At 54.0% G+C, this 21347-nt stretch carries 22 protein-coding genes; 7 read left to right on the top strand and 15 right to left on the bottom strand.

Annotated features, from left to right (window positions below; all coding sequences use genetic code 11):
- The first annotated feature begins 128 nt into the window (after positions 1–128).
- The 4 genes from radC to mutM all read left to right on the top strand — a co-directional run bounded on the left by radC (position 129) and on the right by mutM (position 2321).
- A complete protein-coding gene (gene radC / locus HBA26_RS17080) occupies positions 129–794 on the top strand; it encodes a DNA repair protein RadC (protein WP_028015017.1) in 666 nt (221 codons plus the stop codon).
- Between the two features lie 218 nt (positions 795–1012).
- Complete coding sequence (rpmB, locus tag HBA26_RS17075; RefSeq protein WP_002436699.1) at positions 1013–1249, top strand: 50S ribosomal protein L28; 237 nt, start codon at positions 1013–1015, stop codon at positions 1247–1249.
- Positions 1250–1271: 22 nt separating this feature from the next.
- The gene (gene rpmG, locus HBA26_RS17070) at positions 1272–1439 is read left to right on the top strand and encodes a 50S ribosomal protein L33 (protein WP_003024094.1); all 168 of its coding nucleotides are present in this window, start codon (positions 1272–1274) and stop codon (positions 1437–1439) included.
- Positions 1440–1511: 72 nt separating this feature from the next.
- Positions 1512–2321 (top strand): bifunctional DNA-formamidopyrimidine glycosylase/DNA-(apurinic or apyrimidinic site) lyase, encoded by an 810-nt coding sequence (gene mutM, locus HBA26_RS17065; protein ID WP_028015018.1) that lies wholly within the window; start codon positions 1512–1514, stop codon positions 2319–2321.
- Between the two features lie 2 nt (positions 2322–2323).
- On the opposite strand, the gene coaD is transcribed toward mutM, so the two are convergent.
- The 7 genes from coaD to rfaQ form a co-directional block, all read right to left on the bottom strand.
- Positions 2324–2803 carry a pantetheine-phosphate adenylyltransferase gene (coaD, locus tag HBA26_RS17060; RefSeq protein ID WP_025758454.1) on the bottom strand — a complete coding sequence of 160 codons (480 nt, stop codon included), beginning with the start codon at positions 2801–2803 and terminating at the stop codon, positions 2324–2326.
- Positions 2804–2806: 3 nt separating this feature from the next.
- Positions 2807–3577, bottom strand: coding sequence for a glycosyltransferase family 2 protein (locus HBA26_RS17055; protein WP_126345608.1), 771 nt, complete (start codon positions 3575–3577; stop codon positions 2807–2809).
- Positions 3577–4851 (bottom strand): lipid IV(A) 3-deoxy-D-manno-octulosonic acid transferase, encoded by a 1275-nt coding sequence (waaA, locus tag HBA26_RS17050; protein ID WP_028015020.1) that lies wholly within the window; start codon positions 4849–4851, stop codon positions 3577–3579. Before waaA ends, HBA26_RS17055 begins: the two co-directional genes overlap by 1 nt.
- A gap of 66 nt (positions 4852–4917) precedes the next feature.
- The gene (locus HBA26_RS17045) at positions 4918–5907 is read right to left on the bottom strand and encodes a glycosyltransferase (RefSeq protein ID WP_028015021.1); all 990 of its coding nucleotides are present in this window, start codon (positions 5905–5907) and stop codon (positions 4918–4920) included.
- A gap of 11 nt (positions 5908–5918) precedes the next feature.
- Positions 5919–7019 carry a glycosyltransferase gene (locus tag HBA26_RS17040; RefSeq protein WP_041911667.1) on the bottom strand — a complete coding sequence of 367 codons (1101 nt, stop codon included), beginning with the start codon at positions 7017–7019 and terminating at the stop codon, positions 5919–5921.
- Positions 7020–7021: 2 nt separating this feature from the next.
- Positions 7022–8149: a glycosyltransferase family 4 protein gene (locus tag HBA26_RS17035; protein ID WP_041911666.1), complete on the bottom strand. Its 1128-nt coding sequence runs from the start codon at positions 8147–8149 to the stop codon at positions 7022–7024.
- Complete coding sequence (rfaQ, locus tag HBA26_RS17030; RefSeq protein WP_126345607.1) at positions 8146–9216, bottom strand: putative lipopolysaccharide heptosyltransferase III; 1071 nt, start codon at positions 9214–9216, stop codon at positions 8146–8148. The genes HBA26_RS17035 and rfaQ overlap by 4 nt, the downstream gene beginning before the upstream one ends.
- A gap of 150 nt (positions 9217–9366) precedes the next feature.
- Between rfaQ and HBA26_RS17025 the strand changes: the two genes are divergently transcribed.
- Positions 9367–10323, top strand: a complete 957-nt coding sequence (locus HBA26_RS17025; protein WP_049001249.1) for a polysaccharide deacetylase family protein — start codon at positions 9367–9369, stop codon at positions 10321–10323.
- 24 nt (positions 10324–10347) lie between these two features.
- Here the strand turns inward: HBA26_RS17025 and HBA26_RS17020 are convergent, their stop codons facing one another.
- From HBA26_RS17020 to rfaD, 6 genes are read right to left on the bottom strand one after another with little or no spacing between them, the layout of a single operon-like run.
- Positions 10348–11562, bottom strand: coding sequence for an O-antigen ligase family protein (locus HBA26_RS17020; protein ID WP_126345605.1), 1215 nt, complete (start codon positions 11560–11562; stop codon positions 10348–10350).
- Positions 11550–12458: a glycosyltransferase family 2 protein gene (locus tag HBA26_RS17015; protein WP_126345604.1), complete on the bottom strand. Its 909-nt coding sequence runs from the start codon at positions 12456–12458 to the stop codon at positions 11550–11552. The genes HBA26_RS17020 and HBA26_RS17015 overlap by 13 nt, the downstream gene beginning before the upstream one ends.
- Positions 12459–12463: 5 nt before the next feature.
- Positions 12464–13564, bottom strand: coding sequence for a glycosyltransferase family 9 protein (locus tag HBA26_RS17010; RefSeq protein WP_126345603.1), 1101 nt, complete (start codon positions 13562–13564; stop codon positions 12464–12466).
- 3 nt (positions 13565–13567) lie between these two features.
- Positions 13568–14551 carry a lipopolysaccharide heptosyltransferase RfaC gene (gene rfaC / locus HBA26_RS17005; RefSeq protein WP_047366919.1) on the bottom strand — a complete coding sequence of 328 codons (984 nt, stop codon included), beginning with the start codon at positions 14549–14551 and terminating at the stop codon, positions 13568–13570.
- A 3-nt stretch (positions 14552–14554) separates the two neighbouring features.
- Positions 14555–15601 carry an ADP-heptose--LPS heptosyltransferase RfaF gene (gene rfaF, locus HBA26_RS17000; RefSeq protein WP_126345602.1) on the bottom strand — a complete coding sequence of 349 codons (1047 nt, stop codon included), beginning with the start codon at positions 15599–15601 and terminating at the stop codon, positions 14555–14557.
- A 2-nt stretch (positions 15602–15603) separates the two neighbouring features.
- Complete coding sequence (rfaD, locus tag HBA26_RS16995; protein WP_041911658.1) at positions 15604–16536, bottom strand: ADP-glyceromanno-heptose 6-epimerase; 933 nt, start codon at positions 16534–16536, stop codon at positions 15604–15606.
- Between the two features lie 215 nt (positions 16537–16751).
- Here rfaD and kbl point away from each other — a divergent pair, with 215 nt between their 5' ends.
- Together kbl and tdh are read left to right on the top strand one after the other, a co-directional pair.
- A complete protein-coding gene (kbl, locus tag HBA26_RS16990) occupies positions 16752–17948 on the top strand; it encodes a glycine C-acetyltransferase (RefSeq protein WP_045260056.1) in 1197 nt (398 codons plus the stop codon).
- A 9-nt stretch (positions 17949–17957) separates the two neighbouring features.
- Positions 17958–18986, top strand: coding sequence for an L-threonine 3-dehydrogenase (gene tdh / locus HBA26_RS16985; protein ID WP_006812404.1), 1029 nt, complete (start codon positions 17958–17960; stop codon positions 18984–18986).
- 26 nt (positions 18987–19012) lie between these two features.
- Here tdh and HBA26_RS16980 read toward each other — a convergent pair whose 3' ends face one another.
- On the bottom strand, positions 19013–19927 hold the full coding sequence (locus HBA26_RS16980) for a hypothetical protein (protein ID WP_126345601.1): 915 nt from the start codon (positions 19925–19927) through the stop codon (positions 19013–19015).
- 15 nt (positions 19928–19942) lie between these two features.
- Positions 19943–21148: a glycosyltransferase gene (locus HBA26_RS16975; RefSeq protein ID WP_126345600.1), complete on the bottom strand. Its 1206-nt coding sequence runs from the start codon at positions 21146–21148 to the stop codon at positions 19943–19945.
- Positions 21149–21347: the final 199 nt, after the last annotated feature.

Raw genomic sequence — 21347 nt, 5'->3', positions numbered from 1 at the left:
CACAATCCCAAATAGGGGGTGATGAAGTCCTTTATGCACTTTGCGAGGCGCTACGCAAGAACGAAACCTCAGCGTCGAGCCCCGGATTTGCCTGTGGCAGCATAATGGCAAACAGAAGGAGGCCGGGCATGGAAGAGACTGAACTGCTGCTACCGCGCGAAAAAATGCTGCGTCATGGCGTCGCGTTATTAAAAGACGAGGAGCTGCTGGCGCTCTTTTTACGTACAGGTACGAAGGGAAAAACGGTATTTACGCTGGCGAAAAATCTGATAGACCATTTTGGTTCACTACATGGTTTGCTGACAGCCGAACTGGAGGCGTTTACGCACGTAGAAGGCATTGGCGTCGCGAAGTATGCCCAGTTACGGGGTATTGCTGAACTTGCCCGGCGATTTTATAACGTACAGATGGAGGAGCAAGATCCGATCCTTACCCCTGACATGACCCGCGAATTTTTGCAAAGCCAGCTATCCGGTCTGGAGCGGGAGATCTTTATGGTGATCTTTCTCGACAACAGGAACCGGGTACTGAAGCACAGCCGCCTGTTTTCGGGTACACTGAGCCACGTTGAGGTACATCCGCGTGAAATTGTGCGTGAAGCGATAAAAGTGAATGCAGCGGGGGTGATCCTCGCGCATAATCACCCCTCTGGCTGTGCAGAACCGAGCAGAGCTGACAAAGAAATCACCGAACGCATTATCAAATGCTGTCAATTCATGGACATTCGTGTTCTGGACCATCTGATAATTGGCCGCGGAGAGTACATTTCTTTTGCAGAACATGGCTGGATTTAGGCTATTTCTCGCGATCCATCGGGATCTTTGTCTGTTCGGGACTTGAGCACACCGCCGAGTCAGCGTATACTACGCCACCTTTGAGAATCTCGGGTTTGGCATTTGGGCCTGGCAATCGAGAGTTCACTTAGAACTACGCGATGACCGGGCTGTAAAGCCTGACGAGGCGCCGATACCCCATACGAAGCTCGAGCTAATTTGATTTTTGGAGAATAGACATGTCCCGAGTCTGCCAAGTTACTGGCAAGCGTCCGGTGACCGGTAACAACCGTTCCCACGCACTGAACGCGACTAAACGCCGTTTCCTGCCGAACCTGCACTCTCACCGTTTCTGGGTTGAGAGCGAGAAGCGTTTTGTCACCCTGCGTGTATCTGCTAAAGGTATGCGTGTAATCGATAAGAAAGGCATCGATACAGTTCTGTCTGAACTGCGTGCCCGTGGCGAAAAGTACTAAGTACTTAAAGAGGAAATAAATCATGGCTAAAGGTATTCGCGAGAAAATCAAGCTGGTTTCTTCTGCTGGTACAGGTCACTTCTACACCACCACGAAGAACAAACGTACTAAGCCGGAAAAACTGGAACTGAAAAAATTCGATCCAGTTGTACGCCAGCACGTACTGTACAAAGAAGCTAAAATCAAATAATTTTAGCCTCCTTGTATTGAAAAACCCCGCAACTGCGGGGTTTTTTGCATTCTGCATCTCAACGGAGGAACCATGCCTGAATTACCTGAGGTAGAGACCAGCCGTCGCGGCATTGAGCCCCATCTGGTCGGCGCGACTATTCTTCATGCCGTCGTTCGCAATGGACGACTGCGCTGGCCGGTGTCCGATGAGATCCACGCGTTAAGCGACAAACCCGTCCTTAGCGTGCAGCGCCGCGCGAAATACCTGCTGCTGGAGCTGCCTGACGGCTGGATCATTATCCATCTTGGGATGTCCGGGAGCCTGCGCATCCTGACCGAAGAACTACCTGCGGAAAAACACGATCACGTTGACCTGGTAATGAGCAACGGCAAAGTGCTCCGCTACACCGATCCGCGGCGTTTTGGCGCGTGGCTGTGGACGAAGGAGCTGGAAGGACACAACGTGCTGGCGCATCTGGGCCCTGAGCCGCTTTCAGACGCGTTTAATGCGGACTACCTGAAAGAGAAGTGCGCGAAGAAAAAGACCCCGATCAAGCCCTGGCTGATGGATAACAAGCTGGTGGTAGGCGTGGGGAATATTTACGCCAGTGAATCGCTGTTCGCGGCCGGGATCCATCCCGATCGGCTGGCCTCGTCGCTGTCCGCGCAGGAGTGTGAGCTGCTGGTTCGGGTCATTAAAGCAGTGCTGCTGCGCTCGATTGAGCAAGGCGGGACCACCCTGAAGGATTTTCTGCAAAGCGACGGTAAACCAGGCTATTTTGCCCAGGAGCTGCAGGTGTATGGCCGTAAGGGCGAGCCATGCAGGGCATGCGGGACGCCGATTATTGCCACGAAGCACGCCCAGCGCGCCACGTTCTACTGCCGCCAGTGTCAGAAATAGAACTACTTTAGCTTTTCCATCAGCGCCTGGTGGACGTTATCCGGCAGGAAATGGGTAACGTCCCCGTGATGGCGCGCCACCTCTTTTACCAGCGTGGACGAGATAAACGACCACTCTTTTGACGGCATCAGGAATACGCTTTCCAGCTCCGGCATCAGGTGGCGGTTCATGTGCGCCAGCTGCATCTCATACTCGAAGTCTGCCACCGCGCGCAGGCCACGAATCAGAATATTGGCCTGCTGGGCGCGGGCGAAGTTCGCCATCAGATCGCTGAACCCGACAACTTCAACATTCGGCAGGTGCGAAATGGCGTCGGTGGCAAGTTGCACGCGCTCGTTGAGATCAAACATCGGCTTTTTGCTGGGGCTGGCGGCAATCGCCAGGATCACCTTGTCGAACATGCACGCTGCACGGGTAATGATGTCAAGATGACCGTTAGTGATCGGATCGAAGGTACCCGGATAAATCGCTTTTGTGCTCATGGCTCACGTTTTCTCTGAGTAGCCGCGGCAGAGCGCCCACAGCTCGGTGTATTTGTTGAAAGTATACTGGGCATTCACTACCGCCAGTAACCAGCCCTGCTTACCATCCAGCACGCCGCCGCGCAGCAGCAGCGTTTTCAGAAACGCGCCCAGCGTGTGGGTGAAGATTCCTGTCAGCGAGGCCTTCTTGCCGCGCTGGTGGCGTTCCTGCGCCCATGCGGTGGCATAGTTGAGCTGCTTTTTCTGGAAGCTGGCGAAATCACGGCAGGTCAGATGCAGCAAATCACCCGTCAGGGGGATGACCTGTGCGCCGTCGCAGGCCAGTGACTCATGGACAAGGTTGTCGTTGTACTGAAAGCGCCCGCGCTCGTAGAGGCGCATTACGCGATCCGGATACCAGCCGCTGTGGCGCATGAAGCGGCCAAGGAAGTAGTTGCGACGCGCGATGCTGTATACAGCGCCAGGCTGGGGTGAGGAAAGCACCGCCTGAATGGCCTGCTGGAGTTCCGGGGTGACGCGCTCGTCGGTGTCGATCATCAGCACATAATCGCCCGTGGCGTGACCCTGCGCGCGCTGGCGCTGAATGCCGTAGCCCTGCCAGTCGGTATCGGTAAAGACTTTTGCGCCCGCAGCCCGGGCGATGTCCACCGTGTTGTCCGTGCTTCCGGAGTCGAGGATAACAATTTCGTCAGCCCAGGCGACGGAGGCCAGGCAGTCCGGAAGCAGGTCGGCGGCGTTTTTGGCGATCATGACGACCGACAGACGCGTAGACATTAGTGGCTCCGCTGAGGCAGATAAGGTTGCAGAAGCTGCAGCAGACGGGTGAGTGCGCCCTGGTTCTGGTGCAGCACTTCGACGGCGTGGCGACCGTACCACAGGCGGTAATCTTCATCCGTCAGAAGGGTCGATACTTCTTTGACGACCGAGTCCGCATCGGTCACGGTAATTAAACCATCGGCCTGCTGCAATTTAGCGCAGATATCTTTGAAGTTAAACGTGTGTGGACCCATCAGCACAGGAATGGCGTGGGCTGCCGGCTCGAGCGGGTTATGGCCTCCGCGCTCCACCAGGCTGCCGCCAACAAAGGCGAGGTCAGCAATGCCGTAGAGCAGCATCAGTTCGCCCATCGTATCGCCAATCACCACCTGGGTACTGCCGGAAGGGATCTCTCCGCTGCTGCGCAGGGTGAAGCTGAAGCCGCCTTTCTGCACCATTTCGCGGGCATCTTTAAAACGTTCGGGGTGACGAGGCACCAGAATCAGCAGTAGGTCCGGGAAGGTTTCCAGCAGCTTACGGTGCGCCTGCAGGATAATCGCCTCTTCGCCCTCATGAGTACTGGTCGCTATCCAGACCTGGCGACGCGGAGCCCACTGGCGGCGCAGCGTGATGGCGCGGGCGGCCAGTTCAGGGGTAACGGAAATATCGAATTTCAGGCTGCCGGTCACGGCAAGCTGGTTGCGCTTCAGGCCCAGGGAGATAAAGCGCGCCGCGTCTTCTTCGTTCTGCGCGGCAATCAGCGTGATTTTGCTCAGCAGGCGGCGCATAAATTTGCCCAGCTTGCCGTAGCCTTTCGCCGAGCGCTCTGAAAGGCGCGCGTTGGCAATCACCAGCGGAATTTTACGGGCGTGCAGAGCGGAAATCATGTTCGGCCACAGCTCGGTTTCCATCACGATCACCAGCTTCGGGCGAACGGTGTTCAGGAAACGATTCATAGCGCAGGGCAGATCGTAAGGGAGGTAGACGTGATGAACGTCTTTGCCAAACGCGGATAACGCGCGCTCTGAGCCGGTTGGCGTCATGGTGGTGACGGTAATCGGCAGAGACGGGTAGCGGTGGCGCAGAGCGCGAACCAGCGGGATCGCCGCTAGCGTTTCACCGACAGAAACGGAATGCAGCAAAATACCGTCCGGGGCGACTTTATTGCGGCAAAAGCCATAGCGTTCAGCCCAGCGTTTACGATACGCAGGCGCTTTACGGCTACGAAGCAACAGTCTCAGCCACACCAGTGGCTGAATGATATAGAGCAGGGCGGTATACAACAATTCCAAGCGATTATCCGTCTTTTTAGTTTCGGCGGGCAAATTCTAAGCATTTAAGCCAGGTAAAGCTATCTCTTATGCCAGATACCGTTTTAAACGGAAGTAGCGTCGGCCCAGGCGCCAGCGCAAACGCGGGCTTTTGGCACTTTTCCAGATAAGCTTCCAGATCCCGGTGTCGAAGAACTCTTTGATAATCATTGTTTTCTTTGTCTCATCCTTCATGTTGTCGAAGGTATGAATGATCCCCAGCCCCTCTTTGGCGATTTGCCAGTGGCAGGCGGGGATATTTTTCACTTTATCCGGGTAACGCTGGTTAATGGCATCAAGCATCTGCAGGATTTTCATGTAGTGGCGCGCGGAGCGGATCAGCGTGTCGTCATTATCCGGCGTATGCGATACCGAGGCAGAGTGAATGTAGTAGTCATAAAAGCGTTCACTGGTGTACTGAACGCGCTCTGCGGCAAGCAGCACCTCGGTGGTCCACGGGATATCCTGATGGCGCAGCCCGGGTTCGAAATGGAAACTGTGTTTACGAATAAAATCGTGGCGATAGATATTAAGCCAGGTCACGTGCAGGAACTTACGTGAATCCAGCGCCATCTTTAACCATGCCGGGCCCGTCATAACGCCCGTTGAGGCGAGTTTATCCTCGGGGAAGATAGGTCGAGACGGTTTCTTATCATTTTCCCAGACGTAGTTGCCGTTGCAGGTGGCGACATCCAGATCCTGCGTGACGGCCATATCCAGCAGACGCTGGTACATGCCAGGTTTGAAGACGTCATCAATATCCGGGAAAGAGAGATACTGACCGGTTGCAACGGCCAGGCCGGTATTTCGCGCAATGGAAACGCCCTGGTTTTGCTGTTCAATCACCTGCATCTGCGGCAGTTTTTCACGCCAGCTTTCGACGATCTGCATCGAGCGGTCAGTTGAGCCATCATTGACAATAATGACTTCCATGCTGTCGATGCGTTGATTCACAAGGCAGGTAAAGAACTGATCCAGAAAAGCTTCGCCGTTATAAACGGCAACCACCACGCTTAACAATGGTGCTGAATTTTGCATAAGAAACCTGATTATTTTTGATTGTCGACCAAAGCAATGTACTGCTGGCAAATGGCATTGATACCGAACGACGCAATCGTTGCATCGCCAACGACCGGCGGGGCGGTATAAATATCTACCAGGGTTTTTGCCAGTGACGCGTCATTTAGCTCTGCCAGCCCGCGCGCTAAGGCGCCGGTGAGGATTTCTGCGGGGCCACCCGGACAATTGGTACTGACCGGTGGCGTCTGGCAGATAATGGATTCCACCAGCACATTACCAAAACCTTCGCAGTCAGAACTTAACACTAAGAGGCGTGCCCCTTTAATCCAGGGGTAGGGATTGGAGTCGAAGGGACGGAAAACCGTCTTGTCTTCAATACCCAGGTCGCGGGCAAGCTGTTTGAGCTTTTGAATTTTGGCTTCGGAACCATTGCCCATCATGACAAGCGTAGTGTCGAGCTGGCTCTGTGCGAACGCGCGTAAAAGACGGTCGTGGCGTTTGTGTTCATGGAAGCGGCCGACATGGATGATGTAATCCTTCCCTTGCATCTCGAAGGGGGCATCCGCCAGACGCTGAATTTCAGGGATATCAAAAGGATTGTGGATAACCGCTTTACGCCGGAGTTTCAGAGCCAGGGTCTCGGAAAGGTCTTTCAGCACGGCGCCTGAGACGGCGACAACGTTTCGGTTTTCGTAGGTATGACGAATTTTAAGATGCTTAAACCAGCGCGAAAGCCCGCTGCGATGGCGAAGATAGGAGAAAGAGAACATGCCATGCACGCAGAACCAGACTTTTTCACGCTCCAGCGCGCGGCAGTGCGCCACAATGCGGTCAGTTTTGTGCAGATGAGAGAACACAACGTCAAATTTTCCGCTGCGCTCAGCCCGCTCAATTGCCTGATCCAGCAGGCGGGCTCGGCGTGGGATCTCCGTCAGCTTGCGCCACGGTTTTTTGCAGGTATCCTGAACCACCTGATAATCAATGCCTTCCGGGATGGCGTAATCACACACTTTCCGCAGAGAGAAAAGGGAGACCTGATGCCCCATTTCCGTTAATCCGCTGGAAAGTGTAAGAACTGTTTTTTCAGCTCCCCCACCGGGTAAACCATCAATAATCATTAGGATGCGCATTTTTAATCCAGTAATTTTTGATAAAGCGAAATAAGCTGACTTGACAGTTTTTCGGGGGTGGCGTCTTTTACCCGTTCACGTGCCGCTTGCCCCATCGTGTTATTTTTTCCCAGAGAAGGAGTGGCTGCAATTGCCTCCTTCAATGTGTTGATATCCAGGGCGTCACAATAAAATCCGTTCTGGCCTTGCTGAATAAATTCAGCGCCTCCGCAACTCTCTGAAGTAATGACGGGCAAGCCGCAGGCCATCGCTTCAAGAATGACGTTTGGAAAGGGATCATACAGCGTTGGCAACAGTAAACCATCGGATAGCTGATAAAAAGGCAGCGTTTCTTTCTGCATCCCCAGGAAACGGATTTGCCCTTCGCAGCCCAATGAACGGGCGAGGTCACGATAACGATGTTCTGCTTTATCCTGTCCAACCACAATCAGCCAGGCTGAAGTTCCTGCGATAGCGCGTATGGCGCTGGCCAATCCTTTTCGTTCAAATCCCGATCCTACAAAACAGAACACCACGGCATCGGCTGGCAAACCAAATTGCTGACGCAGCGCGGCACGCTGTGCTTCCTGGGCCGGAACGAAGCGGCTGGAATCAATTGAATTATAAATCACATGTATCTTTTTTGCGTCAATATCAAAGTCTTCGACGATTTCGCGTTTGATCATCTCCGCATTACAGATAACCGCTTTCAGCTCTGGCGCCTGGTACATTTCACGCTCGGCGTGCATCACGTAGCGGTGATAGCGGTCGACCATCAGCATTTTCGCGCGCCAGGCGGGCAGGATGCGCGCACGCTGTAGCAGCCAGCGGCGATGGACGCCATCGCCAGCGCGGTAGATATCACAGCCCGGAATCCGCTCGTGGCTTTGCACAATATCAAACTGCTGTTGCTGCCACAGCGCGCGGGCAGCATGGGCAAACCCGCGTTCGCGGCTAATTCGGCCCCATTTGCGCGGGTCGCAAATATGGATATGCCAGTCGTCCTGTCTCTCGCCCTGCCATTCACGCGTAATGACGTTGAGTTCAAGATTCTGATTGCTCAGTGCGGTGAGCGCACGTGAAACGAAGCGCTCCGCTCCGCCATCAGGGCGATACTTTTGGCGAACAATCGCCAGACGATGGTGTTTCATGACAAATATCTCCTTGCAGCGGAGACGACAGCATCAACAGGAATGGCGTCGAGATAGCGTTCTTTCGTTTTGGTATCAATAGCGTCGGGATCGGGAAGGGGACCGTAGTCGCCGGCCCAGATGACTTCACCGTTGACCTGCCATGGAGACCAAAACGTCAGTTTGGAAGGGCCAAACAGCGCCACGCAGGGCGTCTGCAGCGCGGCGGCCATGTGCATCGGAACGGAGTCAACGCCAATAAAAAGACACGCGTGGTCGATGAGTGAGGCCAGCTGGCGCAACGTTAGCTGTCCCGCCAGCGAGACGACCCCCGTTTTCGGTGAGGCGGCGAGTATGCGATCTATCATCGCCAGCTCTTTTTTATCCGGCCCGGCCGTGAGTACAACGGTATGCCCATCCTGCTGCAGCGCGGTGATGGTTTGCGCCATTTTGCTTTCATCCCAGCATTTGAAGAACCAGCGTGATGTCGGCTGAATGACGATGTAGTTATCGCCCACTCCTTTTTGCACCAGCTGCTGGCGGGCGTGGTGCCAGTCTTCTGCGCTGTAGGCCATGGTAACAGTTGGCTCAGGCGCGACCTGTAATGGTGACAGAATGGAGAGATTTTGTTCGACAGTGTGCAGGGATTTGTGATTTGCAACAGAGACTAAATCGCTATGACAGAAACGCCAGAATGGATTGTTGCGTTTGTTAAAGGCGAATCCGAGGCGAACCGGCGCACCAGTGAAACGGGTAACGATAGCGCTACGCCACTGATCGGCAAGATTTATCACCAGATGATAATGTTGCTTTCGTAACGCGCAGAGCAGCTGCCACTCCTTATGAAGGTGCTTTAGCGTGCCCAGGTGCTTCCATTTACGATCGATTCCATAAATAGTGCCAATCGTCGGATGCGTGGCGAGCATATCGCGCGTTTCTTCATACAACAGCACGTCAATTTGCGCTTGTGGCCATTTTTGACGTAATGAATCAATGACGGGGGTGGTCAATAACATATCGCCATGATGGCGGAGTTTGATCAGTAGAATGCGCAAATCAGGCGTGTCAGGTAAGTTATTCATCATCATCTTATCGGCGTTGTACTGTTGGCAATTCTAATAGACCTGGTAGCGACTTGCACTCTTTCTCCATAATCTCAGGAATTTCCCAGGAAGGGTTTACTCAGGCTTTGGAGAGTGCGTAACATAGCGCTAACTTCCCTGTCATGCGGACTCATTATGAAAAAACCAGCGTTTATCATCACGATCGATACTGAGGGCGATAATCTCTGGCAGAATCACCGCGTCATTAAAACGGAAAATGCGCGCTATCTGGCCCGGTTCCAGGCCCTCTGTGAGCGTTTTGGTTTTAAGCCCGTATGGCTGACAAACTATGAGATGGCAATCGAGCCCGTTTTCATTGAATTCGCCAGGGACGCGATCGCTCGCGGTCAGGGGGAGGTGGGTATGCACCTTCATGCATGGAATAGCCCACCTGAGCACGATCTCACGGGAGATGACTGGCGCTGGCAACCGTATCTGATTGAATTTTCAGACGAGGTGATGCGTGAGAAAGTGCTGTTCATGACCCGTCTGCTGGAAGAGACATTCCAGACCAAAATGCTGAGCCACCGCGCCGGGCGTTGGGCATTTGATAGCCGCTATGCAAAATTGCTCGTTGAACTGGGCTACCAGGTTGATTGCTCTGTGACGCCACGCGTGAACTGGCGCAATGCGAAAGGTGCTCCGCAGGGCAATGGCGGAACGGATTATCAGCATTTCCCCGACCACGCCTATTTTATGGATTTAGATACTATTTCCCGGGCGGGAAATAGCCCCTTACTCGAAGTGCCAATGAGCATTCAGTATAAACATCCGGCCTGGTTGAACACGATCAAGCAAGGCTATGATCGTCTGCGCGGGAAATACCGCTCTCCGTCCGTAAACTGGTTGCGACCGTCCGGCGGCAATGCGGCGCAGATGATTCAGGTCGCGCAGCAGTGCCTGTCGCGGGGAAATGACTATGTGGAGTTTATGCTTCATTCGTCAGAATTTATGCCCGGCGGAAGCCCCACGTTTAAAGATGAGGCGGCGATCGAAGGGTTGTATCAGGATTTAGAAGCGCTTTTTAGCTGGCTATCCGATAAGACGGTGGGGATGACGCTGGCGGAGTTTTATCAATACAAGAAAAAATAATGCCCGGCTGGCGGGCATTATCTCTTATTGATGTTGTCTGGTTTGCGAGAAGGGAGTACTCAATGCAAACAGAGTAACAAAGAATATTAGGGCTTCTGAGCTCAATAAAATGACGTCCGTCAGGCCATAGAGTAATAAAAGAAGCATCGTTGTCAGCAGCAGGCCATTTCGGTTTTTAAGCGCGTAAGCGATCATCGAAACGAAGAAAAAGAGTAATATCGCCAGACCCGGAAGCCCCTGCAGAGAGTATTTTTCGATAAATTCATTGTGCAGATGTATCCTGATATACTCGAGTGCGGATACGAGGTGCGGGTGCCCCTCTTGAACATAATGCTGTGACCATACCTCGCGATCTTCGATTGACTGTCCCAGTGGGTGGGCCAGACCGTTCTGAAGACCCACTATCCACATGGAAAAACGCGCCCCGAGTGACGTGGCGTCAATGCCTTGTTGGTAGATTGCAAATTCCCTCTGCGTTTGATCTATCTTTGGCGAGATCAAAGGCTTGTAGCTAACGATAATAATGCCCGCCACAACACATAAGAAAATCAGCATTGATTTAAGGTGAATTCTTCTGAAATGGTAAAGGGTCAGCACAATCGCCATAAGCAAATACAGCCCCATGGCAGCACGCGTCCCTGTCAAAAGAATAACGAACCAGGAAATTAATACGGTGAGACCCGCTACAACATACAATTTTCTGTTTTTCTGAAGATAAAGACTGTATATGAGCGCCAGCGACAGTACAGAGTATACATAGGCTGACACGGTCGCACGATTTATGGCCATCTCGATACGCCCCATTCCCTGGCAGGCCTGCCATAAGCCATAGACCGTGGCAAGGATGAGTCCCGCGCCAGAGGCGTATAAGAAGTATTTCTGAAATGATTCTTTATCAATATACGATTTGAACCGATCAAGATAAAAAACGAGAATGCTCGCTAATATCAGTTTCTTACTGGCACCCAGATAATCGCTGTAAGCGTTTAAACCTTCGCTATGGTATTCGTACACCATATACCAGACAAGATTGAGTAGCCCAATCAGCAATATGGGGAGCGCGATTGAAAAGGGGCGCAGGGTGATTTTTTTATATTCGCAAGCTAAGCCGATAATGCTGGCATAAACCGCAATATAGAAAAATTCGCGTTGTTTACCTGAGCTCAGTAGCGCCAGTGCAAACGAAATGAGGCTCAAAATCAGCGTCAGCTGATAGAGCCGCAGTTTTACTTTTTCCATAATGCCTCAATGACCCTTTTTTTGTAGCTGAAACGTACATCTCTGGAGAAGAAAAAAGAGAAAGAATAAAGTGCGTTTACCCGCGCCTTAACCTGTTTGAGTTGCTGGTCGGTCAAATGTTTTCGATGGTTACTGTAAATATCAAACCAGTGGCAATTAACCAGATGCCTGAATGATTGCGGTAAGGTGTTTTCCATCTGTAAGGTGCATTCAACCAGCGTAGCGATTTTGCTGGCGTCAAGACGGCTCGACAAACTGTCGCTGCGTTTGATGTAATAGTAGTGTCCCTGGCGCTGATAGAATATTTTGTGCGATTGCATCAGCATGCCGGGAAATACTGCGAAATCTTCATAGCAGACCATAGACGGGATCGGGTTGCTTGCATACAGCTTGCGGTGGATGAATTGCCCGATGAGATGCGCCTGAAAATCTTTGTGCTGCAGGAAACGCTTTATTGCATCATTTTGCGATAATGAGACGGGCGTGAATCCCTGCCAGGCGGAGGTGATTTTCCGCATATCGCGTATTTCCAGCAGGCGCGTCAGCAACATATCAGGACGCTCTGCTTTCAGGAAGGCGACGGCATCCCGGATGCTACCCGGCTTTAATAGATCGTCGCTATCAAGCATCGTGATGTAATCGCCTGACGCCAGCGAGACTGCGCTGTTTCGAACATGCCCTACGTTACGGTACTCAACGTATTGGCATTGCGCATGCGGAAGCTTTGGCAACCACGCCTCAATAATATCCTGTGTGGAATCGTTGGAACTGTCATTAATGATAATAACTTCTACATCATCGCCTGCATTCTCAATCGCGTTTTGCAGACTTTCCAGCGTGGCGTGAAGCGTGTTTTCGGCATTATGTGCGGCAATAATGATGCTGAGAAAAGCCATAGTAATTAGTTTCCCTTAGCATCAAAGGCAGATTTTGCTGTTGGTAGCCCGCAAATGAAATGTTTGAGTTCGTCCAGCGATTCATCTGTTACCGCGAAGAGTTCTTCCCGGCCTTGCGGGAAATAATAACGAGTTTCAAAAACATACGAGCAAATATTATCATCGTTGCCAATCAGCAACACGTTGCCAAGCGGGCGCTGCTCGTAGTGACAGCACGGACCGAACAGTAAGACGACCGGCACGCCAACCGCATCGGCGATGTAGACATTCCCCGAGTCGGAGGCGATATAACAATCCATTTTAGAAATTGCCCACGGAAGCTCTTCAAGCGAGATCTTGCCAATCAGATTAATAAAGTTGGGCAGTTCACCGTAAGCGCGGGTGATGTCATCCATCCAGGACTGTTCATTTGGGGCGCCAAAGACATAAAACTCGCAGGGCAGGTCGGCGAGACGATCGGCAATTTGCTTCCAGATGACAGGCGGAACGGTTTTGGCTTTATTCCCGGCGGCGATACTGATGCCAATGCGGACCGCGCCGGGTTTATCAAGGATCGCCGGATAAGTCGCGGGTTTAAACAGTGGCTTTGTGGCGTGCTTTGGAGAGTCTTGCCAGGTCAGAGCGCGGTCGGCCAGCTTAAGATAGTCAGTGACTGTTAACGTTTTTCTACCGTGGTCAACCGTACCATCGGCCGTTGAATAGAAAATCCCGTGATACCACCTGCGCGTGTAAGTGCTTAAAAATTGCTTGTTTTTGGCGTTACAAACGGAGGCGAAAAAAAGATTCACGCTGTTAGGCTGCAGAAGGTAGACGTTGTCATAGCGGTTCATGATCCTGCAGGCGAAACAGAGCTTACGCCACAGGTTACGCTTATGCTGCTCAATAAAATAAATCTCTTCGACCGTCTCGTCGTGCTTCGCCAGCGCACCCACGCTGCGGCTGATCAGCACGTCGCTTTTTTGCAGCCAGCCCAGAAGGGGCGTTGCATTAACAAAATCACCGATTTTGGCTGTCTGAATGACCAGGTTTTTCCCTGTCTCTTTGCGCAACAGCTTCCGGATAAGCTTCACCGGAAAGAGTAAAATCAGCAGAAATACGTAACTCATGGGTTAAATATCCCTGTTGGAAAGCCAACGGCTGCCCTGTAAAAATGAAAAAATCGCATCTGCGCTGATATCCTTCGTTTGCTGAGTCGGGCTGACCATCTGATGCTGGTTTTTGCCATAGCCCCCGATCAGGCCGGGATCGGTCGGGCCAAAAAGGGTGATATTTGGGCGATCCAGCGCCGCGGTTAAATGGCTTAAACCCGTATCCACGGAAACAACGGCGTTAGCGCCTGCCAGCTCTGCGGCAACCTGCGCCAGCGTGAGTTTGGGTAACACCTCGACGTGGGAAAAGCCTGCTGCCAGACGCGCCGCACGCTGCCGCTCATGCTCAGCGCCCCACGGGAGTTTAATATGGATACCGGAGGGTTGCATTAGTTCAATCAGCCTTCGCCAGTGCGTTTCCGGCCAGTGCTTATCGTCGCGCGTTGTGGCATGCAGAAAGACAAGATAAGGCTGAGCACAGGGATCTGTATTGCGCAAAAAGTGCTGCGCAATGGCGTAGTCGCCCTGCGCCTCCGGTTTCGCATAGCCGAGGCTTTTCGCAAACAGCTCGCGGGTGCGTTCTACGGCGTGCTGCTGCTTTGCGATGTGGTGGCGGCGGTTATAGAACAGACTCGCCAGCGGTTCGCGGGCGGTGTGCCAGTCCATGCCGTGCTTTACGCCGTGCGCCAGACGCGTGACCAGCGCCGCGCTTTTCACCAGCCCCTGCGCGTCGATAATCGCGTCGTAACGCTGCGCCTGCACCGTTTCACGGAAGGCTTTACGCTCAGCTTTAATCGGCGCGGAGAACCACGCTTTGCGCCAGCGGCGAATCGCGACCGGGATCACGCGGTCAACCGCTTCATGCCAGGTGGGGATCTGCGCGAAGCCTTCTTCTACCACCCAGTCAAAACGGATGCCTGGGATGGCCCGCATCGCGTCCGTCAGCGACGGTAGCGTATGCAGCACATCGCCCATTGAGGAGGTTTTAACGATCAATACCCGCATCCGTTATCCTTCTTCGCTCAACAGCAGTTCGTTGAGCTCTTCGAGAACGCGCTCTGGGGTAATGTCGATCAGGCTCTGATGGTAACCTTCAGCGGCATCGCCTTTGCGTACCTTGTGGTAGCCGGTGATCAAACGGATTACGCGCGCTTTGTGCGACAGCGGCGGCGTGAAGTCCGGGCTGCTTGGGCCATACAGTGCAACCAGCGGACGATCCAGCGCGGCGGCGACGTGCATCAGGCCAGAGTCATTGCTGACCACGGCCTTACAGGCGGCAATCAGGATAACGGCCTGCTCAAGCTGCGTTTCTCCAGCCAGGTTGCGGCACCAGGCCTGTTGCTCGGTGCTCAGCGTGGCGAGAATTTCGTTGCCCGCCTCGTGATCCTTCGCCGAGCCAAACAGCACAATCTGGTAGCCCTCGTCGATCAGCTGTTTCGCCAGTTCGGCGTAGTGGTAGTGCGGCCAGCGTTTAGCCGGGCCAAATTCTGCGCCGGGGCAGAAGCCAATCATTGGGCGTTCGGACGAAAGGCCAAACGCGTTGCAGGTGTGGGATTTCTCCCCCTCGTTCACCTGAAGCTGCGGCCACAGTAGCGGCTGCGGCAGATCTTTCGCGCTGCGCATGACGCCTTTGTCGTAGGCCAGCGCCACGTAGCGCTCCACCATCAGCGGCCAGGCTTCTTTATCCAGCACCCTGGCATCGTTCAGCAGGCCGTAGCGCATTTCGCCGCGCCAGCCGGTACGGTGCGGGATGCCTGCAAAGAAGGGCACAAGGGCGGATTTGAAGGAGTTAGGCAGCACGTACGCACGGTCATAGCGCTTCTCGCGCAGGCTATGACCGAGTTTGCGGCGTTCACCGATTTCCAGCGCCCCGTGGCCGAGTGGCATCGGGATCGCCTCGTTTACTTCCGGCATACGCGATAACAGCGGACGGCACCATGCGGGTGCCATCACGTCGATTATCGCCTGGGGATAACGCGCCTTGAGCGTGCGATAGAGACTTTGCGACATCATCATGTCGCCCACCCATGACGGGCCGATCACCAGAATCTTCATACTTATGCGTCGCGGTTCAGCCAGGCCATATATTCCGTTACGCCTTCGGCAACGGTCTTGAACGGCTTGTCATAACCTGCTGCGCGCAGGTTGGTCAGGTCGGCCTGCGTGAACGCCTGGTAACGGCCCTTCAGCTTATCCGGGAACGGAATGTACTCGATGCTGCCTTTCTTATGGTATGCCAGCGTCGCGTCTGCCACCGCCTGGAAGGATTCCGCGCGGCCCGTGCCCAGGTTGAAAATGCCGGAGACGCCGTTTTCCAGGAACCACAGGTTTACGGCTGCAACGTCGCCTACGTAGACGAAGTCACGCTTGAAGCCGTCGCTGCCTTCGAACAGTTTCGGGCTTTCACCGTTATTCAACTGGGTGTTCAGGTGGAACGCCACGCTCGCCATGCTGCCCTTGTGCCCTTCGCGCGGCCCGTAAACGTTGAAGTAGCGGAAGCCGACAATCTGTGAGTTCGCTTCCGGCAGGATCTGACGCACGTACTCGTCAAACAGGAACTTGGAGTAGCCGTAGACATTCAGCGGCTGCTCGTATTCGCGGGATTCGATGAAGTCCGAGGTGCGCCCGCCGTAGGTTGCTGCTGAGGAGGCGTACAGGAACGGAATTTCACGCTCCAGGCAGTAGTGCAGGATCTCTTTAGAGTACTGATAGTTGTTATCCATCATGTACTTGCCGTCCCACTCGGTGGTGGAAGAGCACGCACCTTCGTGGAAGATGGCTTCGATCTCGCCGAACTCTTCACCCGCCATAATCTGGATAAGGAAGTCTTCTTTATCCATGTAGTCAGCGATGTTCAGATCCACCAGGTTAACGAACTTGGTGCCGTCTTTCAGGTTGTCCACCACCAGAATGTCGGTGATGCCCTTATCATTGAGGGCTTTAATAATGTTGCTGCCGATAAAGCCCGCGCCGCCGGTAACGATGATCATAACTGTAACCTTTGAAGTGTTGAGCCCGGGGACAATCCCGGACGCTAATATTCATATCATATCATCACAATGCCCGGTCTTCAGCCATTCACCGATATGCAGCAGGGGTACACGTGATTTATGCTGCAAAAACGAGAAGAGATACGGCGTCATCTCGTCATGAACTATAGGTTTGGGTAATATGTGCCAAAATTTGCCGAGTCTGGAGAATTGCAATGCGTGGTGATTTTTACAAACAGTTAAACAGCGACCTCGACACCGCACGTGCGGAAGGGTTGTTCAAAGAAGAGCGCATTATCACGTCTGCCCAGCAGGCGGATATCACCGTTGCCGACGGCAGCCATGTGATCAACTTTTGCGCGAACAACTACTTAGGTCTTGCGAATCACCCTGAGCTGATTGCCGCCGCGAAAAACGGCATGGACACCCACGGCTTCGGCATGGCCTCCGTGCGTTTCATCTGCGGCACCCAGGATAGCCACAAGCAGCTTGAGCAAAAGCTGGCAAACTTCCTCGGAATGGAAGACGCGATTCTGTACTCCTCCTGCTTCGACGCCAACGGCGGTCTGTTTGAAACCCTGCTCGGCGCAGAAGATGCGATTATCTCCGACGCCCTGAACCACGCCTCCATCATCGACGGTGTTCGCCTGTGTAAAGCGAAGCGTTTCCGCTACGCCAACAACGACATGGTTGAGCTGGAAGCGCGGCTCAAAGAGGCACGCGAAGCGGGTGCCCGCCACGTACTGATCGCGACCGACGGGGTATTCTCCATGGACGGCGTGATCGCCAACCTGAAAGGCGTGTGCGACCTGGCGGATAAATACGACGCGCTGGTGATGGTCGATGACTCCCACGCGGTCGGTTTTGTCGGCGAAAACGGCCGCGGCTCCCACGAATACTGTGACGTGATGGGACGCGTGGACATCATCACCGGTACGCTGGGCAAAGCGCTCGGCGGCGCGTCTGGCGGTTATACCGCTGCGCGTAAAGAGGTGGTTGAGTGGCTGCGTCAGCGCTCCCGTCCGTACCTGTTCTCCAACTCCCTGGCGCCGGCCATTGTGGCCGCCTCCATCAAAGTGCTGGAGATGGTGGAGTCCGGTGCCGAGCTGCGCGACCGCCTGTGGGCAAACGCCCGTCTGTTCCGCGAAAAAATGAGCGCCGCAGGGTTCACCCTGGCCGGCGCTGATCACGCGATCATTCCGGTGATGCTGGGCGACGCAGTTGTGGCGCAGCAGTTTGCCCGTGAGCTGCAGAAAGAAGGGATTTACGTCACCGGGTTCTTCTTCCCGGTGGTACCAAAAGGTCAGGCGCGTATCCGCACCCAGATGTCTGCGGCGCATTCGCCTGAACAAATTGAGCGTGCGGTGGAAGCCTTTACCCGCATCGGCAAACAGCTGGGCGTAATTGCCTGAGGACGTGTGATGAAAGCGTTATCCAAACTGAAAGCGGAAGAAGGGATTTGGATGACCGACGTGCCGGAGCCGGAAGTCGGTCATAACGATCTGCTGATCAAAATTCGTAAAACCGCCATCTGCGGTACTGACGTTCACATCTACAACTGGGATCAGTGGTCGCAAAAAACCATTCCTGTCCCAATGGTTGTCGGTCACGAATATGTTGGTGAAGTGGTCGGCATCGGCCAGGAAGTCAAAGGCTTTAGCATTGGCGATCGCGTCTCTGGTGAAGGCCATATTACCTGCGGTCACTGCCGTAACTGTCGCGGTGGCCGTACGCACCTGTGCCGCAACACCGTCGGCGTGGGCGTAAACCGTCCGGGCTGCTTCGCGGAATACCTGGTGATCCCGGCGTTTAACGCCTTCAAAATCCCGGACAATATCTCTGACGATCTGGCCTCCATCTTCGACCCGTTCGGCAATGCGGTACACACCGCGCTCTCCTTCGACCTGGTAGGTGAAGACGTGCTGGTTTCCGGCGCCGGCCCAATCGGCATTATGGCGGCAGCCGTGGCGAAGCACGTGGGCGCGCGCAACGTGGTGATCACCGACGTGAATGAATACCGCCTGTCGCTGGCGCGCAAAATGGGCGTCACCCGCGCGGTGGATGTCTCGAAAGAGAGCCTGACCGACGTGATGGAAGAGTTGGGTATGACCGAAGGCTTTGACGTCGGCCTGGAGATGTCCGGCGCGCCGCCGGCGTTCCGCACCATGCTGGACACCATGAACCACGGTGGCCGTATCGCGATGCTGGGCATTCCGCCGTCAGATATGTCCATCGACTGGAACAAAGTCATCTTCAAAGGGCTGTTCATCAAAGGCATCTATGGCCGCGAGATGTTCGAAACCTGGTACAAGATGGCAGCGCTGATCCAGTCCGGCCTGGATCTGTCCCCGATTATCACTCACCGTTTCTCCATCGATGAGTTCCAGCAGGGCTTCGACGCGATGCGTTCCGGTCAGTCAGGGAAAGTGATCCTGAGCTGGGATAAGTAATAAAAAAGGGGCCAGCGGCCCCTTTTTTACTGATTCTTTTTCTCTTCGTCCGTCAGGTAGCGCACCTTGCGGGTATAGTCCTGCCCTTTGAACAGCAATTTGTTATCCGGAGATTCCAGATACTTCTGCCATTCGGAAAGCGGGAAACCCCCGTGCGCGCCAATCACCTCTTTCGGCACAACGGCTTCCTGACCGCCGATCTTCTTGGATACCGGCCAGTTCATCCAGTCGCCCAGGTTAACCGTTTTAACATCCAGCATGTCCAGCAGCGCAGCGAGCGGCAGCTGATCGGTCGGCGGCTGCGTGTCGTCCATCAGCTCCCAGGTATCCTGGAACAGCGTCAGCCACAGCGGGCAGATGCGACGCCAGGTCTTTTTGGTTGCGGCAAGAAACGCGCCGTTAACGTGATCGATCAGATACGGGCGCACCGTTTCTTTGTAATATGCCGGCACTTTATCTGCGGGGGCGCCGTCCAGCTTGGCAATCATTTTGCCCTGACGGAAGCTGGAGTAGATGTGCATATCGGCCATGTTGATCTGGGGCATCTTCAGCAGGTTGAGATCGGAGTCGATCATCAATACGCCTTCTCCGCGCGCCTGAAGCGGAGCGTTAAGCTTCACCAGACGGCTGAGGTAGATCTGCTTATAGCGGTACCCCTCTTCACGTTTTGGCAGCGTGAGGGTCACAACGCGGGTTTTTGGCGGCAGTTCGCCAAAAGCGGATTCAGGCTGATCGCTGACGATAACAATCTCGCTGACGTCGGTGGCGTAACGCTCTGCAAAGGTCGCTGATAATAACGCCTCTTCGACGAAATCCGCGCCCGTACAAGGGATCACGATGGAATCAACCGCAACGAGATCGCGCGTGACCGGAAGGGAAGCGTACGGAATGTTATGACGCCCGGTAATATGGCGGTAGCGAGCATTCAGGAATTTAAACATGTTCTTCTCGTTTGGTTATTGCGCGCCAAGAACGGCCTCGACACCGTTAACATAGCTTTCAATGGCATACACGTTGCAGACATTCTGGTGCGCGGCTGCGGCGAGCCGGGCGCACAGAGCAGGATCCTGCCAGATATTATCCAGATGTTGAGCAAGTTGCGACACATCGCTCCACGGGAACAGCAGCCCGGTCGACTCATGGTCGATCAATTCTGCCGTGCCGGTCACCTTTGAGCCAATCACCGGGATATTCAGCAGCATTGCCTCCAGCACGACGCGGGGCAAACCTTCGCTCTTCGAAGCCAGAATAAACGCGTCAAAGGTGGCGAGATAGTCAAAAGGCGTGTTCTGGAAACCGGTAAAAATGATGTGCTCAGCAATCCCCAGCACGTCAGCCTGCGCCGTCAGCGCGCCGCGTTCAGCCCCTTCACCGACCAGCACCATCTTCCATTTTGCCTGCGGGTGCTTCTGGCTGAACTGGGCCAGCGCCTCCAGAGTATGGTGGTTGGACTTGCGAGGGATAAGCGACCCAATGCTGCCGAACACAAAGGTGTCGTCATCGATGTTCAGACGCTGGCGCATGGCGCGTCGGTCGGGCAAAGGCTGGTGGATGTCGATGGCGTTGTTGACCGTGGTACACAGTTCGGGCCGGACGCCATGCTGAAGAAGCACGCGTTCAACGCCGTGCGAGACGGCGATGATTTTTGTGGCGTGGGCATTCACCAGCTTCACCAGCGGCGGGGTCAAAACAGGCTCAATGCGACAGTGCTGAACCAGCCGCGCCTGAAGTTTCGCTGCCGCGAGATAGCCTTCCTCATTTGAGCCGGGTTGGTTATTCATATAGAGCGTATCGAAACCGCCCTCCATGAAAAGCGTCTCGATTTTGCTGACGTTAGGCCTGATTCGCCACAGGATATCCACGTAACGAGTCAATGCCTTACGGGCGCTGCGTGAGAAAAACAGCAGGCTACGTCCCGCTTCCTTCAGTAATTTGGCCCAGAGCGGCTGCTGACGCTGAGGGATCACGATGAGCGGGATCCCGATGCTGTTGAGCACCTGACCAATCGTCTCACCTTCAGCGCGGCTATAATCACTGTAAAAACAACACGTAATATCGAATTTATCGCGATTGATCCGCTTCAGGAGCTCAAGCATACTGTTGGTGCCTCCCCCCCATTCTTTACCCGTATCCAGGAGGAGAATTTTACTTTTGTGCGGCATGTCTGAATCCGTGTGCTACCCTTCATCTGACTGCATTATAAAGAATCTGTTGAAATAAAATAGATTTTTCTATTTTATTGCGCTTCAGAATTAGACAAAACGTCATACGTGCTTATTTGAAAAGTGTGATTCAGGACTTTAATCATCTCTACTCATTTATATCTGTCTCTTATACACATCTGACGCTGCCGACGACGGA

The sequence above is a fragment of the Enterobacter sp. 725m/11 genome, assembly GCF_011683705.1.
Classification (GTDB): Bacteria; Pseudomonadota; Gammaproteobacteria; order Enterobacterales; family Enterobacteriaceae; genus Enterobacter; species Enterobacter bugandensis.
This window is presented reverse-complemented; position numbering and strand designations above follow the sequence as displayed.

What these genes read in the sequence shown, in the direction of transcription:
- radC (WP_028015017.1), top strand. Translation starts at nt 129, where the DNA reads ATGGAAGAGACTGAACTGCTGCTACCGCGCGAAAAAATGCTGCGTCAT.
- rpmB (WP_002436699.1), top strand. Translation starts at nt 1,013, where the DNA reads ATGTCCCGAGTCTGCCAAGTTACTGGCAAGCGTCCGGTGACCGGTAAC.
- rpmG (WP_003024094.1), top strand. Translation starts at nt 1,272, where the DNA reads ATGGCTAAAGGTATTCGCGAGAAAATCAAGCTGGTTTCTTCTGCTGGT.
- mutM (WP_028015018.1), top strand. Translation starts at nt 1,512, where the DNA reads ATGCCTGAATTACCTGAGGTAGAGACCAGCCGTCGCGGCATTGAGCCC.
- coaD (WP_025758454.1), bottom strand. Translation starts at nt 2,803, where the DNA reads ATGAGCACAAAAGCGATTTATCCGGGTACCTTCGATCCGATCACTAAC.
- HBA26_RS17055 (WP_126345608.1), bottom strand. Translation starts at nt 3,577, where the DNA reads ATGTCTACGCGTCTGTCGGTCGTCATGATCGCCAAAAACGCCGCCGAC.
- HBA26_RS17045 (WP_028015021.1), bottom strand. Translation starts at nt 5,907, where the DNA reads ATGCAAAATTCAGCACCATTGTTAAGCGTGGTGGTTGCCGTTTATAAC.
- HBA26_RS17040 (WP_041911667.1), bottom strand. Translation starts at nt 7,019, where the DNA reads ATGCGCATCCTAATGATTATTGATGGTTTACCCGGTGGGGGAGCTGAA.
- HBA26_RS17035 (WP_041911666.1), bottom strand. Translation starts at nt 8,149, where the DNA reads ATGAAACACCATCGTCTGGCGATTGTTCGCCAAAAGTATCGCCCTGAT.
- rfaQ (WP_126345607.1), bottom strand. Translation starts at nt 9,216, where the DNA reads ATGATGATGAATAACTTACCTGACACGCCTGATTTGCGCATTCTACTG.
- HBA26_RS17025 (WP_049001249.1), top strand. Translation starts at nt 9,367, where the DNA reads ATGAAAAAACCAGCGTTTATCATCACGATCGATACTGAGGGCGATAAT.
- HBA26_RS17020 (WP_126345605.1), bottom strand. Translation starts at nt 11,562, where the DNA reads ATGGAAAAAGTAAAACTGCGGCTCTATCAGCTGACGCTGATTTTGAGC.
- HBA26_RS17015 (WP_126345604.1), bottom strand. Translation starts at nt 12,458, where the DNA reads ATGGCTTTTCTCAGCATCATTATTGCCGCACATAATGCCGAAAACACG.
- HBA26_RS17010 (WP_126345603.1), bottom strand. Translation starts at nt 13,564, where the DNA reads ATGAGTTACGTATTTCTGCTGATTTTACTCTTTCCGGTGAAGCTTATC.
- rfaC (WP_047366919.1), bottom strand. Translation starts at nt 14,551, where the DNA reads ATGCGGGTATTGATCGTTAAAACCTCCTCAATGGGCGATGTGCTGCAT.
- rfaF (WP_126345602.1), bottom strand. Translation starts at nt 15,601, where the DNA reads ATGAAGATTCTGGTGATCGGCCCGTCATGGGTGGGCGACATGATGATG.
- rfaD (WP_041911658.1), bottom strand. Translation starts at nt 16,536, where the DNA reads ATGATCATCGTTACCGGCGGCGCGGGCTTTATCGGCAGCAACATTATT.
- kbl (WP_045260056.1), top strand. Translation starts at nt 16,752, where the DNA reads ATGCGTGGTGATTTTTACAAACAGTTAAACAGCGACCTCGACACCGCA.
- tdh (WP_006812404.1), top strand. Translation starts at nt 17,958, where the DNA reads ATGAAAGCGTTATCCAAACTGAAAGCGGAAGAAGGGATTTGGATGACC.
- HBA26_RS16980 (WP_126345601.1), bottom strand. Translation starts at nt 19,927, where the DNA reads ATGTTTAAATTCCTGAATGCTCGCTACCGCCATATTACCGGGCGTCAT.
- HBA26_RS16975 (WP_126345600.1), bottom strand. Translation starts at nt 21,148, where the DNA reads ATGCCGCACAAAAGTAAAATTCTCCTCCTGGATACGGGTAAAGAATGG.